Origin of the sequence: Micromonospora sp. NPDC048999 (genome assembly GCF_040649295.1) — a bacterium.
Taxonomy (GTDB): Bacteria; Actinomycetota; Actinomycetes; order Mycobacteriales; family Micromonosporaceae; genus Micromonospora.
The window spans coordinates 1-16,222 of sequence record NZ_JBEZFI010000019.1; the positions used below are offsets into that span (position 1 = coordinate 1).

Annotated in this window: 11 protein-coding genes and 2 pseudogenes; 6 read left to right on the forward strand and 7 right to left on the reverse strand. The window is 69.3% G+C overall.

From position 1 onward, the window contains the following. Nucleotides 1–164: 164 nt before the first annotated feature. Nucleotides 165–308, reverse strand: coding sequence for a hypothetical protein (locus AB0C02_RS20065; RefSeq protein WP_357549874.1), 144 nt, complete (start codon nt 306–308; stop codon nt 165–167). A gap of 426 nt (nt 309–734) precedes the next feature. Between AB0C02_RS20065 and AB0C02_RS20070 the strand changes: the two genes are divergently transcribed. Further along, entirely contained in the window at nt 735–1,166 is a 432-nt protein-coding gene (locus tag AB0C02_RS20070; RefSeq protein WP_357550035.1) for a zinc ribbon domain-containing protein, read from the forward strand. A 267-nt stretch (nt 1,167–1,433) separates the two neighbouring features. Here the strand turns inward: AB0C02_RS20070 and AB0C02_RS20075 are convergent, their stop codons facing one another. Together AB0C02_RS20075 and AB0C02_RS20080 are read right to left on the reverse strand one after the other, a co-directional pair. Next, entirely contained in the window at nt 1,434–2,273 is an 840-nt protein-coding gene (locus tag AB0C02_RS20075) for a GNAT family N-acetyltransferase (protein ID WP_357549875.1), read from the reverse strand. Nucleotides 2,274–2,279: 6 nt separating this feature from the next. Beyond that, entirely contained in the window at nt 2,280–2,477 is a 198-nt protein-coding gene (locus AB0C02_RS20080) for a hypothetical protein (RefSeq protein ID WP_357549876.1), read from the reverse strand. A gap of 272 nt (nt 2,478–2,749) precedes the next feature. Here AB0C02_RS20080 and AB0C02_RS20085 point away from each other — a divergent pair, with 272 nt between their 5' ends. From AB0C02_RS20085 to AB0C02_RS20095, 3 genes and pseudogenes are all read left to right on the forward strand, one after another. Beyond that, nucleotides 2,750–3,505 carry a methyltransferase domain-containing protein gene (locus AB0C02_RS20085; protein ID WP_357549877.1) on the forward strand — a complete coding sequence of 252 codons (756 nt, stop codon included), beginning with the start codon at nt 2,750–2,752 and terminating at the stop codon, nt 3,503–3,505. Between the two features lie 72 nt (nt 3,506–3,577). Continuing rightward, nucleotides 3,578–3,700, forward strand: a pseudogene (locus tag AB0C02_RS20090) (winged helix-turn-helix domain-containing protein); the annotation flags it as partial. A gap of 112 nt (nt 3,701–3,812) precedes the next feature. Next, entirely contained in the window at nt 3,813–6,752 is a 2,940-nt protein-coding gene (locus AB0C02_RS20095; protein WP_357549878.1) for a M20/M25/M40 family metallo-hydrolase, read from the forward strand. Nucleotides 6,753–7,368: 616 nt separating this feature from the next. Here AB0C02_RS20095 and AB0C02_RS20100 read toward each other — a convergent pair. The 3 genes from AB0C02_RS20100 to AB0C02_RS20110 all read right to left on the reverse strand — a co-directional run bounded on the left by AB0C02_RS20100 (nt 7,369) and on the right by AB0C02_RS20110 (nt 11,569). Further along, nucleotides 7,369–7,746 carry a nuclear transport factor 2 family protein gene (locus tag AB0C02_RS20100; RefSeq protein ID WP_198940448.1) on the reverse strand — a complete coding sequence of 126 codons (378 nt, stop codon included), beginning with the start codon at nt 7,744–7,746 and terminating at the stop codon, nt 7,369–7,371. Nucleotides 7,747–8,255: 509 nt separating this feature from the next. Further along, nucleotides 8,256–8,786 carry an NUDIX domain-containing protein gene (locus tag AB0C02_RS20105; protein ID WP_357549879.1) on the reverse strand — a complete coding sequence of 177 codons (531 nt, stop codon included), beginning with the start codon at nt 8,784–8,786 and terminating at the stop codon, nt 8,256–8,258. A gap of 176 nt (nt 8,787–8,962) precedes the next feature. Continuing rightward, entirely contained in the window at nt 8,963–11,569 is a 2,607-nt protein-coding gene (locus AB0C02_RS20110) for a carboxypeptidase regulatory-like domain-containing protein (protein ID WP_357549880.1), read from the reverse strand. Nucleotides 11,570–12,043: 474 nt separating this feature from the next. On the opposite strand from AB0C02_RS20110, the pseudogene AB0C02_RS20115 reads away from it, so the two are divergent. Beyond that, nucleotides 12,044–12,304: pseudogene (locus AB0C02_RS20115) on the forward strand (hypothetical protein); the annotation flags it as partial. 134 nt (nt 12,305–12,438) lie between these two features. Beyond that, nucleotides 12,439–13,221: a hypothetical protein gene (locus AB0C02_RS20120; RefSeq protein WP_357549881.1), complete on the forward strand. Its 783-nt coding sequence runs from the start codon at nt 12,439–12,441 to the stop codon at nt 13,219–13,221. Nucleotides 13,222–13,482: 261 nt separating this feature from the next. On the opposite strand, the gene AB0C02_RS20125 is transcribed toward AB0C02_RS20120, so the two are convergent. Next, nucleotides 13,483–15,999, reverse strand: a complete 2,517-nt coding sequence (locus AB0C02_RS20125) for an SDR family oxidoreductase (RefSeq protein WP_357549882.1) — start codon at nt 15,997–15,999, stop codon at nt 13,483–13,485. Nucleotides 16,000–16,222: the final 223 nt, after the last annotated feature.

Genomic DNA, 16,222 nt, shown 5'->3' on the forward strand with positions numbered 1-16,222 from the left:
GGATTCCATCTCCACGCCCACGCCACCCCACCCAGGTGGGAAACGATCCCGGAAACTCACTCCGGCTCAGGATCGCTTAGCTGATCTGCGACGCTGGCCTCGCGGCGCCTCCAGACCCGGGCTGCTCACGTGAACGGTCCAATCCAGCGATCAACGGGCCCGGCTCATGGCAGCGCGGGTTCGGGATGGTCGGCGAGGAATCGCTCGGCGTCGGCGTCGTACCCGGTCGAGTAGGTCCGGTCGGTCACGCTGCTGTGTGAGGGTGGCCGGCTGTTCCTGGACGTGACCGCCGAAGTCCCCGTCGCCACCTACACACCGGGTGAGGGGCCCGACCCAGGGCGCGTGGCTGGCGTGGATCTCGGGATCATCCACCCCTACGCTGTGGCCGGCCCCGATGGTGAGGGCCTGTTGGTGTCGGGGCGGGCGATTCGCGCCGAGCATCGTATGCACCTGGCCGACACCAAATCCCGCCGCCGTGCGGTCGCCGTGCCCCGAAACCGGGCCAGCGGGGGTCGCGGCGGTGGCGTAAGTACCGCCGCCGGGCGCGGCTGGTCGAGGGCCGGCATCGCCGCAGGGTCCGGCAGGCCCAGCACGAAGCCGCCGCCACGGTTGTCTCTTGGGCGGTCGAGCAGCGGGTCGGGGTGCTCCGGCTCGGTGACCCGCGGGGTGTGTTGGACCTGGATGCGGGGCGGCGGCACAACCTGCGGCTACGGCACTGGCAGATCGGCCGCCTCGTGCAAATCCTGGGAGACAAGGCCACCCTGGCGGGCATCGTCGTCGACCCTGTCAACGAACGCGGCACGTCGTCCACCTGCCCTGCCTGCGGGCGGCGCATACCGAAGCCGCGTGGGCGGACCCTGGCCTGCCCGTACTGCCGGTTTTCTGGGCACCGTGACCTGGTCGCGGCTGCCATCATCGCCACCCGCGCCCCGGGCGGCGGACCCACCACCACGGCAGCCGTCGTGCTGCCGGAGGTGGTCACGCACCGTCGAGCCGGCCGACACCTACCCGGTGCCGGCCAGTCCCGGCGTGACCCCCCCCCGCCGCCCAACTCGGGTGGCGCGAGGTCCAGTTGGCCTGCGGAGGCCCGCCCCACCACCACCCGGCTACGGGGAGTCGCTCGCCCACACGGCGAGGATCCACAACGGCCACCGGACCCCCGGTGAACGTTAGTGGACACCGTACTAGCAGCCCGTCGCCGGTCGGCCTTTCCCGACGGCCCGCAAGATGCGCATGGACCGGCTGCTTCGCTGTGTCTCTGGATCGGAGCTATCGGTACCCCGAATGGACGTGTCGCGTCCGGCCGAAGGTTGCGGATGATCAACGCGCTGACCAGCGGTTCGCGAGGTAGGCCCAGACGACGTCGGGCTGACGCGTCCGGACTTTACCTTGCGGTTTTCGGGCGGAGGGCGTTTCGATAGCTTCGGTCTGCGTCAGGCGTCCCGGCTGTCGAGGATGTAGTGGCGCAGCTTGACAGGTTGGCCGTCGGGGGTGGTCCAGTCGGCGTCTGTGGTGTGGGAGTGCTGCCAGCCGGTGGCTTCGTAGAAGGCGACGGCGGCCGAGCGGTGTTCGTCCGTGACGTTCAGCGTCAGGTTGTAGCCGTGCTCGGCGGCCCATGATCGGGCGTGGCGGACCAATGCGCTGGCGACGGAGCGGCGGCGGGCTGCGGGTGTGACGTAGAGCCGTGACAGTTCGGCGTGGCGGGCTGGTGCTTGGCTGGCCAGGGCGTTGAGGGTGCGTTGGACCGCGACGTGGCCAGCGACAGAGCCGTCAGGTCCGTCTGCGATCCACGCCCGCAGCAACCGCGGTGGGGTAAGCCACTCATGTGGGTCCGCCGGCCAGTTCAGTGGGTAGGCATCGGCGTGGTGGACCACGCGCAGCGCGTCAACGCATCGGTCGAGGTCGGCCGCGGATCGGGTCCGGACGATCAGGTGCTGCATCAGGATATTTTCGCCAGTGACCAGTCGCGAACAAGGACGGGGCCGACGTGGCGGTGAGTCGTCACCGTGGCGGATGCCCAGCCACCGCACCGCGCCCAGGTCGCCGTGCGGGACCAATCCGACCCCGGCCCTGAACTCCGCGGCCAGCCGGGCCCACTGCTGGTCGGACAGCAGCGCATCGTCGGCGTGATTGTGCAGCGAGCAGTGCCAGACCGGCTTGTCCGGCGGGTGCACGCCGGCCACGACCGGCTGCTCCAGCAACTCCACCAGCCGGCGCAGCACCCGTCGTCCGCTGGCCGTGGTGGCTGGCTGAAGCTCGTCGACGCCGCCCACGGTCGTCTATGCCCACGCTGCGATCACCCCCGGCCGGTGGTGGTCGCGGTACTCGCCCGGCCCGAACAGGTAGTGCAGCACCTCGGCCACCGAGGCGCCGTGACGGTGCACCCGCGCGGGATTGTGCCCGGCCGCCCGGCGGCGGCCCGGACCCTCGACCGCGACCAGGCCGTGGTCGCGCTCGATGATTCGCACCGCGGCCATGGCCCGCGCGTAGTCGTGTCGAGGGCGAGGGGTCGGCCGGCTTGGCTGGAGCCAGACTGTGTCTGGTTTCATTCCGTGTCGCGCTGACACAGCACGCGGTAGGTCGTGAGGATGTAGGCATGAGTTCATCGCAGCCCCTCGCCGATCCCGGGTCCGAGCCGGACACGACCGCAGGCGGGCCGGTGAATACTGCAGGCGCGGGGTCTGGCCCCCCATCGCCGCACACTCCTGGGTCTGCCCCGGATCACCGCTACCTGCTCGACAACGCCCGGGTGGAGGCGGGCGAGCGGTTCACCTGGCTGGCCGAGCTGTTCGACGGTGTCACACGGGGGCACTTCGACCGGCTCGGAGTGAAGGCGGGCTGGCGCAGCTGGGAAGTCGGCGCCGGAGGCCCCAGCATTCCCGAGGCACTCGCCACTGCCGTCGGACCAACCGGTTACGTGCTGGCCACGGACATCAATCCGGCCTGGTTGGACCCGCACGGCGGGTACGAGGTGCTCCGGCACGACATCGTCGGGGACCCGCCGCCGCAGCCAGGCACGTTCGACCTGGTGCACGCCCGGCTCGTGCTCGTTCACGTACCCGACCGTGCCCGGGCGTTGGCGACGATGGTGGCGGCGCTGCGGCCCGGCGGCTGGCTGTTGGTCGAGGACGCCGATACCGAGCTGCAGCCGTTGGCTTGCCTCGATGAGGTTGGCCCGGCGCAGCGGCGCGCCAACCGGCTGCGGCGCGCTGTCCGGGAGTTGATGACCCGCCGCGGCGCCGATCTGCGCTACGGCCGTACGTTGCCGCGGGCGTTGCGTGCAGCCGGCCTGGTCGATGTCGCGGCGGCCGGTTGTTTCCCGGTCGGCGGGGTGGCCTGCGACCGGCTGGAGGCCGCGACGGTGCGCATGGTCCGCGCCGAGTTGCTCGCCGCGGGGTTGGCCAACGACGCCGAGATCGACGCGCACCTCGCCGCCATCGATGCCGGCGAGCTCGACCTCACCCTCGCGCCGCTGATCTCGGCATGGGGACGCCGCCCGGGATAGCCCTTGCAGACGATTGCGGATGACCGCGATCACCGGCGCCGCCGGGCCCATGCCGTGGCCGTGGCGATCGCATCGCAGGCCACCCGGAAGGCCGGACACACCCTCGACGTCCACGTCGTGGTCCTGCGCGGCAATCTCGACGACGGCCTGGTGGAGACCGTACGCGGGGTGGGCTACCGGCTGCGGCCGAGTTGACGGCACCGGCCGATTCTCAGATCATCCTCAAGAAATCCTGCCCTGTCTGCCGCTGGCGGCCCGGCTAGCGTGTGCTGTCGCCACCGTGCCACCCTCCTGTTCTGGAGCTTCTATGAGAAACAGACGGACGATCACCTTCCCCGTCCTGCTCGCCGCGACCCTCGCGGCGACCGTTGCGCCCATGCCCAACGCGTCCGCGACCAGCCTCGGCGAGGAGCGTTTCCAGCCGAGTGTCACCTACGATCTGTCGGTGACCGACGCCGAGCGCGACGCGATCCACGCGGAAGTCGAGGCGTTGGCTGGACGCGTCAGCAGCGCCCGGGTGGGGGACGGCAGCTACGACCCGCTCAGTCTGGTTGGGGCGATGCTGGACGGGTCGAGCTACGACTCCATCTCCCGAGGCGGCACGGCCGCGACGGCGTACCCTTTCCCGGTCAGCAACACCGAAGCCAACCAGTACGAGTACGACCGCAAGGTCGCCAAGCTCGCCTGGGTGGTCAAGCTGGCCACCGACCTGGGTTTCCCGGTGGTCGTCCAACGCCAGCCCGACAAGTACGTCTACGCCGAGATCGGTGACCCGGACGCCCCGGAAATGGTCATGGCGTTGAGCCACCTCGACTCGCCGACGGCTTCCGTTTCATCCGCCCAGCTGGCGCGCTGGCGGGACGCCGATGGCAACCTCGGCACTCCCGGTGCGTACCACTCGCCCTATGTCCAGGACGGCTGGGTCTACGGGGCGGGCATTCAGGACGACAGCGGCCCGACGCTGGCGACGCTGCTCGCGGCCAAGGCGCTGCTCGAGGCGGGGTTGCCCCTCGACCGACGTATCCGCATCGTCATGGGAGTCTACGAAGACGGCGGTCCCGGCACGCCCTCGACGACGAACACCGCCACCTTCCAGTCCATCCCGTACAACTCGAACCCGAGCTTCTACGACAACTGGGCCTACAAGAACCTGAACCGGGAAGAGATCCCGATCGCGGCCTACACCTCCGACTCGCGGTTCCCGGTCATCGTTGGCAACTCGGGATCGGTGACCCCGTCGGTGTCGATGAGCTTGTCCGCGGACAGCACCAAGGCCTTCCGGCTGAAGGGTGCCACCGCCGGCGTCACCCTGCGTGAAGGCGATCCGACGCTCAAGGACATCGCCTACGGCAGCACCACGCAGATCGCCTCGCGGGCCACTTTCACCCTCGACGTGGCGGGGGCCGGCTCCGCCGAGCGCGACCGTTTCGTGTCGGCGATCACCGCTGCCGCGACCACGAAGGGTTGGCTCCCGGCTGCTCCCCGCACCACGCCCAAGGTGCAGACCACGATCACCGGCGACTCGCTCACGCTGGAGATCAACACCGATGTGGCGATGGAGATGCCGACCCCGCAGTACGGCAAGAATGCCGTCGTGTGGGGAATGTTCCTGCTCTCCAAGGGACTCGGCGCACTGGGAACCACGGCCGCCGACATGCAGTTGAAGAAGGCCGCCGACGGCATCGCCGACCTGTTCTTCCGCGACGGTGTTGAAGGCGAAGCCTATATCGGCAAGTACATGGGCATCCCGGCGAGCCTGTTGCGCAACCCGAGCAACGGCACGCCGAACTTGACCTTTGCCCTCATGGGAGGCATCAGTTCGGAGACCCCGACGAGCTTTTACACGGACGCTTCCGGCAGCCTCAGCATCCCGATGTATGTGCGCAGCATGCACGTCACCGCGGCTGACTCCGGCCAGGCAACGGCGGCGGTCACGGCCGCCTTCCAGGCGAAGGGGTTCACCATCGGGACCCTCGGCTCGCCCGTCGGCGCCGGGTTGTACGTCACTCACGACAACCCGCTGACGGCTCTTCAGTTCGGGAGCTACCAAGCCTCGATCAACCACAACCCGGAGGCGTTTGCGGATCCACATTCCCTCCGGGACGTGGTCTATCCGCAGGGCACGACCGGCGGCACCCTCGCCAGCAGCTTCCGCAACAAGATGACCGCCTTCGGCGCCGTCATCCCGGGTAACGAGCGCTGGTGGCACACGGCCAACGAGCGGATGAAGATTGACTCGGCAGTGCAGATGACCAAGATGATGGCCGATGGCATGCTGGAGATGGCCCGGTACTCCGGGCCCGCCGGTGCCAAGTTCATGTCGGCCAACATCCCGGGGCTGAACTCCGACCGGGCGGACCTCGACCTGCTCGACGTCACGATCGGCACCTACAAGGACGCGTCGGCCGCTGTCGGCACGAGCCAGTTGGGCAACCAGGCCCTGCTCGGTGCCACCTCGTTCAACATTCCGATGTGGAACGGGCGCGGCAACTCGACTCCGACGGCGTCGGCTTTCGAACTGGGGCACGCCCCGGGAGGGGTCTACTTGCCCCTGAACGACAGCGAGTACCTGAACAGCACGTACGTGGCTCCGATGCGCCTGGAGTTCAAGGTGGAGCGCCCCGACTACATGTCGGACGCGGCTTGGGCGAAGTTCGTCGCCGGCGGCTACGGTGACTTCCAGTTCAACATTCTCGTCAACGGCGCGGTTGTGCCGCTGGCCGTTCCTGCGGGGCAGAGTGCGGACAAGTACTTCTCCTCGCGCATCTCGGCCAACAACCCCGACGCCATCTACCTGTCGGTCAACCTCGCGATCACCGATGCCCCGTACACCGGGGTGAAGGCCATCGTCGCGGATTCCAAGACGGACCTGTACACGGTCAATCCGACGTACTTGGCCTCAAACCCGGATCCGTTCCCTGGGCGCGGGGCCGTCGAACAGCGGGGCTTCTTCCTGTTCGGTGATGGGCAGAAGGACGCGGAGTTCTCTTCGCCCGACGCGGTCTACGTGACGGTCGCCAACGCGGTCATCGATGCGAAGCCGTCGGCGGTGGTGAAGAAGTTGAAGGGCAACACGAACGAGTTGACCATCACGGTGAAGCAGACCCACATCGACGGCACCGAGTCTCCTGTGACGGCCACGTTCACCATCAACAACAACGCTGCTGGCACTTACACCGTCGGCGATTACAAGGTGTACGTCGACACCAAGGGCAACACCCAGGTGCGGTCGATCTCCATCGTGTGACGCGTGTGAACCGGAAGTTCAGCGCGCGCACGAGGGGGCATGCGCGGTGCAGGGCCCCGGCAAATTCGTGAGGGTGCCCGGCTTGATGTGGTTGGTCTAGACGCGCCCGTGCTGGTGGTAGCAGGCGGGCATGACCGGTTTAGATGATCATCGAGGTTCATACGCCTTATTGATCGTCCGAAGCGAGTCATGCCCGCGCTGCCATCATCGCTGATTTCGTCCTTGTCCGACGCACCGGCTGTCACCGTGCCCGAAGCCGCTGCCGGGCTGCCCGCGGCGTTGGCGGTCTGCCGGATCCCCGCGACGTCGTACAGGGCGTTGCGCGCCCATTCCTGGTCTAGTGCTGTGACCGCATAGGTTCACCGGGTTGGCGGTCGTGGCGGTCGGATGTGCGGCGACGTCCGATCCGATCGCTGGAGGCCCGGTGGCCGAGCCTGTCCGTGTACGCAGACTGACCGACCAGGAGGGGCAGAAGCTGCAGCAGATCATGCGCAGGGGCAGCACGAGTTCGGTGCGCTACCGGCGCGCGATGATGCTGCTCGCCTCGGCGGGCGGGAACGGGTGCCGAGCGCCGAAGGGGGCAAGTTCAGGAGAAGGACGGCGACAGAAGGATGACTCAGGAGGCGGACGGTTCGATCTCCCCCGCAAAGACGATGAACTGGTCGATGAGGCTCCGCCGCAGATGGACGACGTCCGTTCCCGCCAGGCGGGGACCTCCATCCGGCGTGGTAAAGACCCACTGGTACCGGGCCCACTCGTCAGGCATGTCCACCGCTGAGCAGCGCACCATCGTGCCGGTCCCCGCCGGGTGGCGCCGGATGTCCAGCACGAACCGCTCGACCGCCGCGATTCCTTCGCTGCGACCCAACGGCCCCCAGAAAACCACGTCTGAGGTCAGCGCCTGGGAGAGCAGGGCAGTCACATAGCTGTCGTCCGAGGCGTTGAACGCGGAGATGAACGTGTCGATCGCGGAGCGTGCAATCTCTTCCTGCATGCCCCAGTAATACCAGCCGTTTCGCGTGCGCTCGTCCCGCGAGGCGCCTTCCGATCACGGTGAACCATCCCGGTCACAGCACTAGGTCGACGCGGCGGTCTGGCCGCCAGAGCAGCCGGTGGGGTAGCTCCGCGACCCGCTGGTCGGCCTGCGCAGGGCGCAAGATCGTCTACGACAACGGCGGAACGGCCCGGCCGGGCCAGATACCGCCGGGCGGAACGGGTCGAGGTGGTGCCCATGCGTCGAGGGCAGCGCCTCGACCGGGTAAAGACGGGGTGACTGTCGATGTCAACCGGGAGGCCGATCAACGGCGATCGGTGATTGGCTCGATCCCCGCCTTGTCGGCATCGCGGACGCCGCCCCCACGGCACGGGCTCGCTGATCGGCCCGGCTACAGGGCGCGACCGGCTGGTGGCGCTCGACGTGGCCGCCACGGCGCGCTGGGTGGTCGAGTCGGTGTCGTGACTACGCGTACTCGCTTGCGACAGCCGGCGTGGTCACGTGCCGGCTTACTCGTTCGTCGCCGGTGGACCGCCGCGTTGAGGGTGGCCGAGCGCGGGCGGCCGCTCTCCGGGCTTGGCGAACCAGGCCGGGGCATCGGCAGCGAGGGTCGTGTCGATTCTCAGCTTCGACAGGGCGTCGAGTTCTGGCAGGTCGTCGGGATCGAACCAGCCGACCTCGGTCGATTCGTCGTCGTTGACGCGTGGTTCGCCGCTGACCGCGCGGCAGCGGAACCACACGTTGAGGTAGTCACAAACATCGCCGTTGGGGTAGATGGATCGGTTCAGCGCGACGCCCCCGATGCGCTCAATCTCCGCGACCACGCCCGTCTCTTCGTAGATCTCTCGCAGAACAGCATCGGCAGGCTGCTCGCCAGGATCAATCGCGCCAGCGGGAAGCCCCCAGGATCCGTCGTCACTGCGCAGGCCCAGCAGAATTTGCCCTCGGTCGTTGCGGACGACGGCACTGACTCCCGGGAGCATCAGCAGGTCATGGCCGACACGGGCGCGCAAGCCAGCGATGTAGGGCGAGATCGGCATGCGGGCAACAGTACTGATCGCGGTCCAGCGCATCCACCCCGGTCGAAGCAGGCGGACAACCCGTTCAGAAGGCCGCATATATAAATACAAAACTGCAGATCCCCCCGGATTCCGCCCGGCGGGCGATGAGAGCGGAGGCGGGCCGGCGACGGAGGTCGCCGGCCCGCCTCCACGGCTCAGCCGATGGTCAGGTCGATCTGCTTGCGGCCGTTCGCGGGTACCCGCGGGTTGTCGTCGTACCAGCCGGTCGACTTGGTCACCGGGTCGGCCAGGTACCACTCCAGGCTGAGCTGGCCGTCGCCGATCACCCGGAATTCGTAGGTGCCGCCCTGGGCCGGGACGTCACCGACGGCGAGCAGGTCGCCGCTGGTCACGCCGCGTGCCTTCAGTCGGCCGCCGCTCCAGGCGGTGCCGCCGGGTCTGATGGTGACCGTGCCGGTGACCTTGACGCCCGCCGACAGTGTGGTGTCGTAGGTGTTGGTCGCGCGGCTGGTGACCGACACCGTCTCGGCCTTGAACCGGTTGCCGGTCGCGCCGGACCACTGCCGCGGCAGATCGCCGGTCGGCGTGAAGAGCAGGGGCCACTCGTACGGCCCGAGGTTCCAGACCGTGTACTTGCCCTCTTTGTTCGTGCTCTCGGCGTAACTGCCCGGCCGGGGGATGTCGAAGGCGGTGACACCGACCTCGACGTGCTCCACCGGCTGACCGTCCGGGCCGCGCACCACCCCGGTGATCGAACCGCCCGGGTCCAACTGGGCCGGGTCGAGCCGAGCGATCTTGCCCGCCTTAATCGTGATCTTGGTGGCCTGTTTCTGGTCGCCGGTGCCGCCCTCCGGGGTGTACCACTGCGCCCCGTACGCGCTGCTGCCCGGCTTGACGAACAGTTGGTAGGTGCCCGGCGCCAAGGCGTCGCTGGTGCCCTTGCCCTGCTTGTTGGTGCAGACGGATGGGAGCTCGCTGGTGCCACCCGCATTTGGCAGCACGGCGTAGAAGCACACGTCTGCACCCGCCGCGGCCCCCGTCGCACGGGCGACCGCTTGCACGTTGAACCGTCCGCCGATCTCGACCGGGATGGTCAGCGTGGCCCGCCCGTCGGCCGCGATGGTGACCGGCACGTCCTGCTTGCCGAGGTACTCGCTGCTTTCCAGCATGCTCAGCGTGACCAAGGTCGGGCCCGCATCGAGTCCCGCTACGGTCACCGTCGTGCCCTGCGTGCAGAATTTGCCGAACTTCGTGACCACCGCGACGCAGTAGTTGCTGACCGGAGCGCCGGTGTCGGCGTCCACCGCGGTGACGATGAGCGAGCCGCCGGTGTGCCACGTCGAGTTCACCGACGCCGAACCGCCCGCCGCCACGGTCACCTCGCCGCCGTCCTGGGAGAGCTCATCGGACGAGTTGGTGAGCGTGATCCGGTACGACTCCGGGAACACGCCGGTCATCTCCCACTCGCCGTCCGTACCCGTCTGGACGGTGCGGCGCTGGTACACCATGCTGTCGGTGATCACGTCGGCGTGCACGAAGAGGTTGGGTGCCGGCTCGCCGGTGGGCAGGGTCACCCGGCCCGAGAGCGTGGACTGCTCCGGGTGCGTCACGTCCAGCGTCTTGGTCGTTTCGGGCCGGACCTTGACCGGAACGGCGTTCTCGATCTGGAGCGTGCCGGGGGCGAAGTACTCGCCGTAGTAATCGCCGTAGCTGAACAGGTAGTCGCCCGGCAGGACGTTCTCAAAGGTGTGGGAGCCAACGTTGGTGCCGTTCACGACCGCGACCTTCGTGCCGTCGTGCCAGAGGGCGAACGAGTACTTGAGAACCTTACTGCTGCCGGTCCGCAACTTGACGCGCAGCGCGCCGGTCGGTCGGAGCGACTCGTTCACCTCGACGGACTGCCCGGCAGCGACCCGGAAGATCTTGCCCGCCGCCTCGTCGATCTTGCCGGGCAGCCACTGGCGGCCGTTGAGCTCGACCCGCCATTTCCCGGCGGGCACGGTGAGCGAGAACCGGCCGTCCGCCCCGGTGCTGGTGCTGTAGTCGCCGTCGCCGTCGACCTCGTGTGCCCGGATGCTGGCCCGGGCCGGGTTGCCCTCCGCATCGGTGATCAGCCCGGTCAGGGTGCCGGTCGGCAACAGGCTCTCATCCACGGTCAGTGTCTGGTTGTTGCGCAGGGTGTACCACCTGGCGGTGGCCTGGCCATGCTTCTGGGGTGCCCACACGCTGAACGGGTTGTTCACGAATTGCAGGCTGACCTCGCCGGCCGGCACACGCGTGATGGAGTAGCGGCCGTCGGCGTCAGTCGTGGCGGTTCGCCCGGAGTAGGAGTAGGGCCGGGCCTGAACATAGACCGACGCCCGTGCGACCGGGTTACCGGCCTGGTCGGTGAGCCGGCCCTGGACCGTGCCGGTCGGCACCTGACGCTCGTCGACCACCGTGGTCAGGCCCGGCACCACGGTGTAGCGCTCGGCCTCGTCCGCGTTCGGCTTGCCCGGGGCGTACTGCGAGATGGCGCGGTCCGAGAAATGGACCGTGACCGGGCCGGCCGGCACGTCTATCTCGTAGCGCCCCTGCGCGTCCGTGTAGGCCGTACGCTGCCAGTGGTTGTAGGTCAGGCTCTCGGTGTAGACCAACGCGTTGGCGATCGGGTTGCCGGATCGGTCCTTGAAGACACCCCGGACCGTGCCGGTCTGCGGCTCGTACGGCACGGAGATCTGGGCGGCCGACGCCGGTGTGGCCGGGACGACAAGGATCAGACCGACGGCCAAGAGGCCGGCGGAGAAGAGTCTTTTGAACATGCGTGTCAAACCTCGCTGGGGTAATGATCCATTGAGGAGGCCAGCCTATGCGGAGATCGGGCCCGCCGGGAGGGGCTGTAGATGAACGGAAACGATCGCGGATGGTGATCACGTAGGGCATCCCCGGAGAAACTTGCCGCCCGGTTCCCCTCTTTGGGCAGGGCCATCGACCTGGCGAGGTGGACGAGCAGATTTCCGGGCACCTCTCGCCGTCATCCGCGAGTACATCGAAAACCAGAAACGTCCCGGTCCGTGACGCGATTCCTCCCGGCCCTGAACTTTAGGCGGGAGAGGATGTCAATCGCCGATAGTTGCTCTGACCTGCCGCTCTATCCGTTTTGGTGGTGGAGCGGCATTTTGCTTCCTTGATTCCGCGTCAAGGTCGATCCGATGGACCGTGGAGAACCGCGCGCGGTGACGCCCTGCTTGCACCGTCGATCGCTCGCAAGCTCGTCGTCCAGTGACCAGCCCCTGACCGCGAAGACCCACATCAACCGGGCTAGGGCCAAGCTCCATGCCGGTGACCGAGCCCGACTTGTGGTCCTCGCCTACGAATCCGGCCTGGCGGCCCTCCCCGAAACCATTGACAACCAAGGCCGGCAGGAGCCAGGTCGCCCCGCTCGTGCCTCTGCGGGAGCCGCGCGTCGTTGTCGACCTGCCGGGGGATCCGCGGAAGTGATGCTCCGTCCACCGTCAAAGCGCTGGTCAGGGCTTCCCGTTCGGCCCGTGACATGATGGTGCCCATGGGGAAACAGCAGGACGTCGGCGGGCCCAACCGTCACAGTGGGTCAGGCGCCGCCGCGGACGGTGTGGCGGGTGGCAGCGTCGATGCGCGGCTCGCCTGCGCGCAGGACCCCACAACGCCGCAGATGGCCCTCATCGACCTGGCGTCCGACCCGTCGGCCGTGGTCCGTGAGGCGGTCGCGACCCGCACCGACGCGCCCGCGCAGGCACTGCGACCACTGACCCGGGACCATGATCGTCACGTCCGGGAGGCCGTGGCGAGAAACCCCTCGACCTCGGTCGCCAATCTCCTGCGACTCGTCAAGGACGCCGACCGGTGGGTCCGCTGGGGGGTCGCCGGCAACCCGGCCTGCGACGAGTCGATTCGCCGGGTGATGGCGGAGGCCCCCGACAAGGAGCTTCGTGGTCTCCTCGCGGAGAGGCGCGAACTGGAGCCCGAGCTGGCCGCGCGGCTGGTCGACGACGTCTCACCAGAGGTACGGGAACGACTCGCCACCCACACCCACGACCCCGACGTGATCACCGCCCTGATGGCCGATCGCACCGCACGCGTACGCAAGGGGCTCGCCCGCAACCCGCGGACCACCACCGCCCAGCGCAGCGCACTCGCTCAGGATCCCGTGGTGGACGTCCGCGCTGCGCTGGTGCTCGCGGTCGAGCTGACCGAGGCGGATCTGCGAGGCCTGGTTGACGACCGCTCGGTGCAGGTGCGGATGGCGATGGCGACGTCGGAGGTGGTCCCGCCGCACATCCGGCAGGCGCTCGGTCGCGATCCCGACGAGATGGTTGCCGGTGCGGCGCGCGACTTCCGCCCCGGGTCGGGCAAGTCCTCGGCGGTACGGGCTCCGCGCGTCGGTCAGCGGGCCTCCGGGACCGGCCGAGGCCGACCGGGCGGCGCCCGGCGCTGAGGCTTGCGGTGCCGCCGCATCCGCCCGCGCCGGCGGCCGTCATCCGCCCGCGGTCGATTCCGGGACGTCGGCGTTTCAAGCAAGGCTCGGACGGCCGGGGCCGGTGAGCCGACGGCGTACCTGTTCCGGTGCCTGCACTGCGGCGTGTACCTGGCGTCCTGGGACATCGGGCGATGGGCTGTGGGCCTGGGGGTACCTGACCCAGGCCCGGCCGGCGGGTGGCGTGTCACGCTCAGCGGGGGACCGCGAAGCCGGGTCCCGTCAGCTCACACCCTCTTCGGCGTACGTGCGGTGGCGGGTTGGGCGGGAGGGCTGGCTCGGCGCCGCGGGCCGCTCCGGGCCGCCCTGCGATACCGGCTGGCCGGCTGCCGCCAGCGCGGTGAGCCGCCGGCCCAGCACGGGTACGCCGAGCAGGTCCACGAGGCTGCGTGCGGCCTGCCGCCGGGATGGCATGAACCAGAGGAAGAACCCGGCGCGCATCAGCCAACCGGCCCAGCCGGTGACCTGCACCCCGTACAGCTCGACGGCGCCCTTGCCGACGCCCAGGCTCGCTGCCTGTCCGAGCCCCCGGTAGGTGAACCGGCGTGGCGATCTGCCGCGCAGCGTCGCCGCGATGTTCCCGCCGATCCGCTCGCCGTGCTTGATCGCCCAGAGCGCGTTGGCCGGGCAGGGCTCGCCCTTGACCGGGTGCACCATGTGGGCGTGGTCGCCACCGGACCAGACCCGTCCGCTGCCGTGTACCCGCAGGTAGTCGTCGGTGATCAGGCGACCGTTGCGCGACTCCAGCGACTCCGTGCCCGGCACCGGGGCCACCGCCTGGCCCAGCGTCGACACGACCAGGCGGCTGGCGAGTACCGACCCGTCGTCGAGGTACGCGCCGTCCTCATCGACCCGCACCACGCGGGTGCCCAGATGCACCTGCACCCCCGCCCCGACGAGCTGCCGTTGCGCGTACCGGGCCAGCCGGGCGAACCGGGGACGCAGCTGGGGCAGCAGGTCGGGGCCGCCGTGCACGAGATGCACCCGCGGCTCGACCTCGCGCAGCACTCGGTAGCGCGGGCGCAGGCTGCGGAAGATCTCGGCGACCGTGGCCGACATCTCCACGCCGGTGAACCCGCCCCCGACGACGACCACGGTGAGCAGCTCCCGGCGGGTCTGCTCGTCCGGGCTCGTGTCGGCCAGCTCCACCTGCGTCAGCAGCCGCTCCCGTACAGCCGAGGACCCGCCCGGGTTCTTCAGCGACCAGCCGTGCTGGGCCAACCCCGCGACCCGGGCCAGGTCGTCGTGGCTGCCGCAGCCGATGACCAGATGGTCGTAGTGCAGGACCAACGCCGCCGCCGCGGCGCCGGCCGGCGCCACGGTGACCTCGCGGCGGGCCAGGTCGACGTGCTGCGCGGTGCCCCGGACCAGCCGCGCCTGGGGGCAGGTGGTCTGCAGTTGGCTCTTTTCGTGTCCGTCGGCGATGAGGCCGCCGAGCACCTCGGCGGTGAAGCCGTGGTACGAGTGGTAGCCGTGCGGGTCCACGAAGACGATCTCCACGTCGCCCCGGCGCAGCTGCCGTCCCAGCCGCCGCCGCAGTGACTTGTATGCCCAGACCGATGTGTAGCCGGCGCCGAGTAGGACGATCCGGGACGGACGGGCTGGCTGCGGTGGGGCGGCCGGCGCGGGTCGCGTCGCTTGGGCGGGCTGCCGGTGACGTGGCACGTTGTCGAGGTACCAGCGGGCGTAGGCGGTGATCTCGTCGTCGGGGAACGGCATGATCCCGGCGTCGGGACGGCTCAGCGCGTGGTCGCTGTTGGCCCGGTCGAACAGCTTCTCGCCGACCAGGTACGAGCGGTAGAACTCGATGCCCTTGGCGAACGCCCGGTCCGTGTCGTCGAGCTGGGACGGGTCGGTGACGTATTCCGGCTCGGGCAGCCCGGCCAGCGCGAAGATCCGCCGCAGCACGTCGCCTGCGGCCGGCGGGGTCGAGTTGGTGAGGTGGAAGATTCGTTCCGGGCTGCCGGAGGCGGCTATGCCCAGCATCTGCTCGACCAGGGCGTCGACCGGGATGAAGTTCAGCGGGGTACCGGGATCGACCAGCATCCGCACCGGCCGGCGCAGCCGCTGCGGGGCGCGCGCTGACAGGTGCTGGGCAAACACGGCGAGCCGGCGCTGGAAGCCGTACATGCCGGTGTAGCTGCCGACGACCGCCCGGGTGCCGCTGTGGCCGACGACGATGCTGGGTCGCAGGATGCGGGTGGCGGTGCCGGTGTGGGCGTGGACCAGCGCCTCGGTGGCCGCCTTGCTGCGCTCGTACGCGTTGTTGCTGCTGTCGGGCGCGATGAGCCGTTCGGTGATCACCCCGTCGCGGGTGCCCGCGACGTAGGCGGTGCTGATGTAGTTGAACGAGACGGCGCCGAGCCGGTCGGCGAGGTCGAGCGCATGCCGGGTGCCGTCGACGTTGGTGGTGAAGATCTCCGCCGCGGCGGACTCCTCGTAGCGCAGCGAGGCGGCGCTGTGCCAGAAGTCCGCGACCGGGCCACGGATCGGCGCCGCCAGGCCGCAGCCCGGCCGGGTGACGTCACCGGCGACGGTCCGCACCCGCCCGCCGATGTCGGCGTGCTGGCCGTAAGCGCTCGCCGCAGCCGTCAACAGGCTCCGCAGCCGCGCGTCCGGGTCCTTCGCGCCGGGCCGCACCAGGCAGACGACGTCGTCGTCGGTACGCCGCAGCAGCTCCAGGATCAGCGCCAGCCCGACGAAGCCGGTACCGCCGGTGACGACGTGTGCTCTGTTCACTATGGATCTCCCCGGAAACGCGCAGGTAAATACCGACAAGGCTCGGCGCGAGTCGCGGTCCTGTCGGGCAGTCCGCCAGTCGTCCTGGCCGAGCGGCGCATACTCGATCTTCCGAACGGACTCGGCGTCCTGGCCGCTGGATGGTCCGCCGCCGCCCGCTGCTCCCGCCGATCCCGCACAGGCCGCCTGGTTTGTCGTTGATTCTCGAGCTAGCTAGCGATTC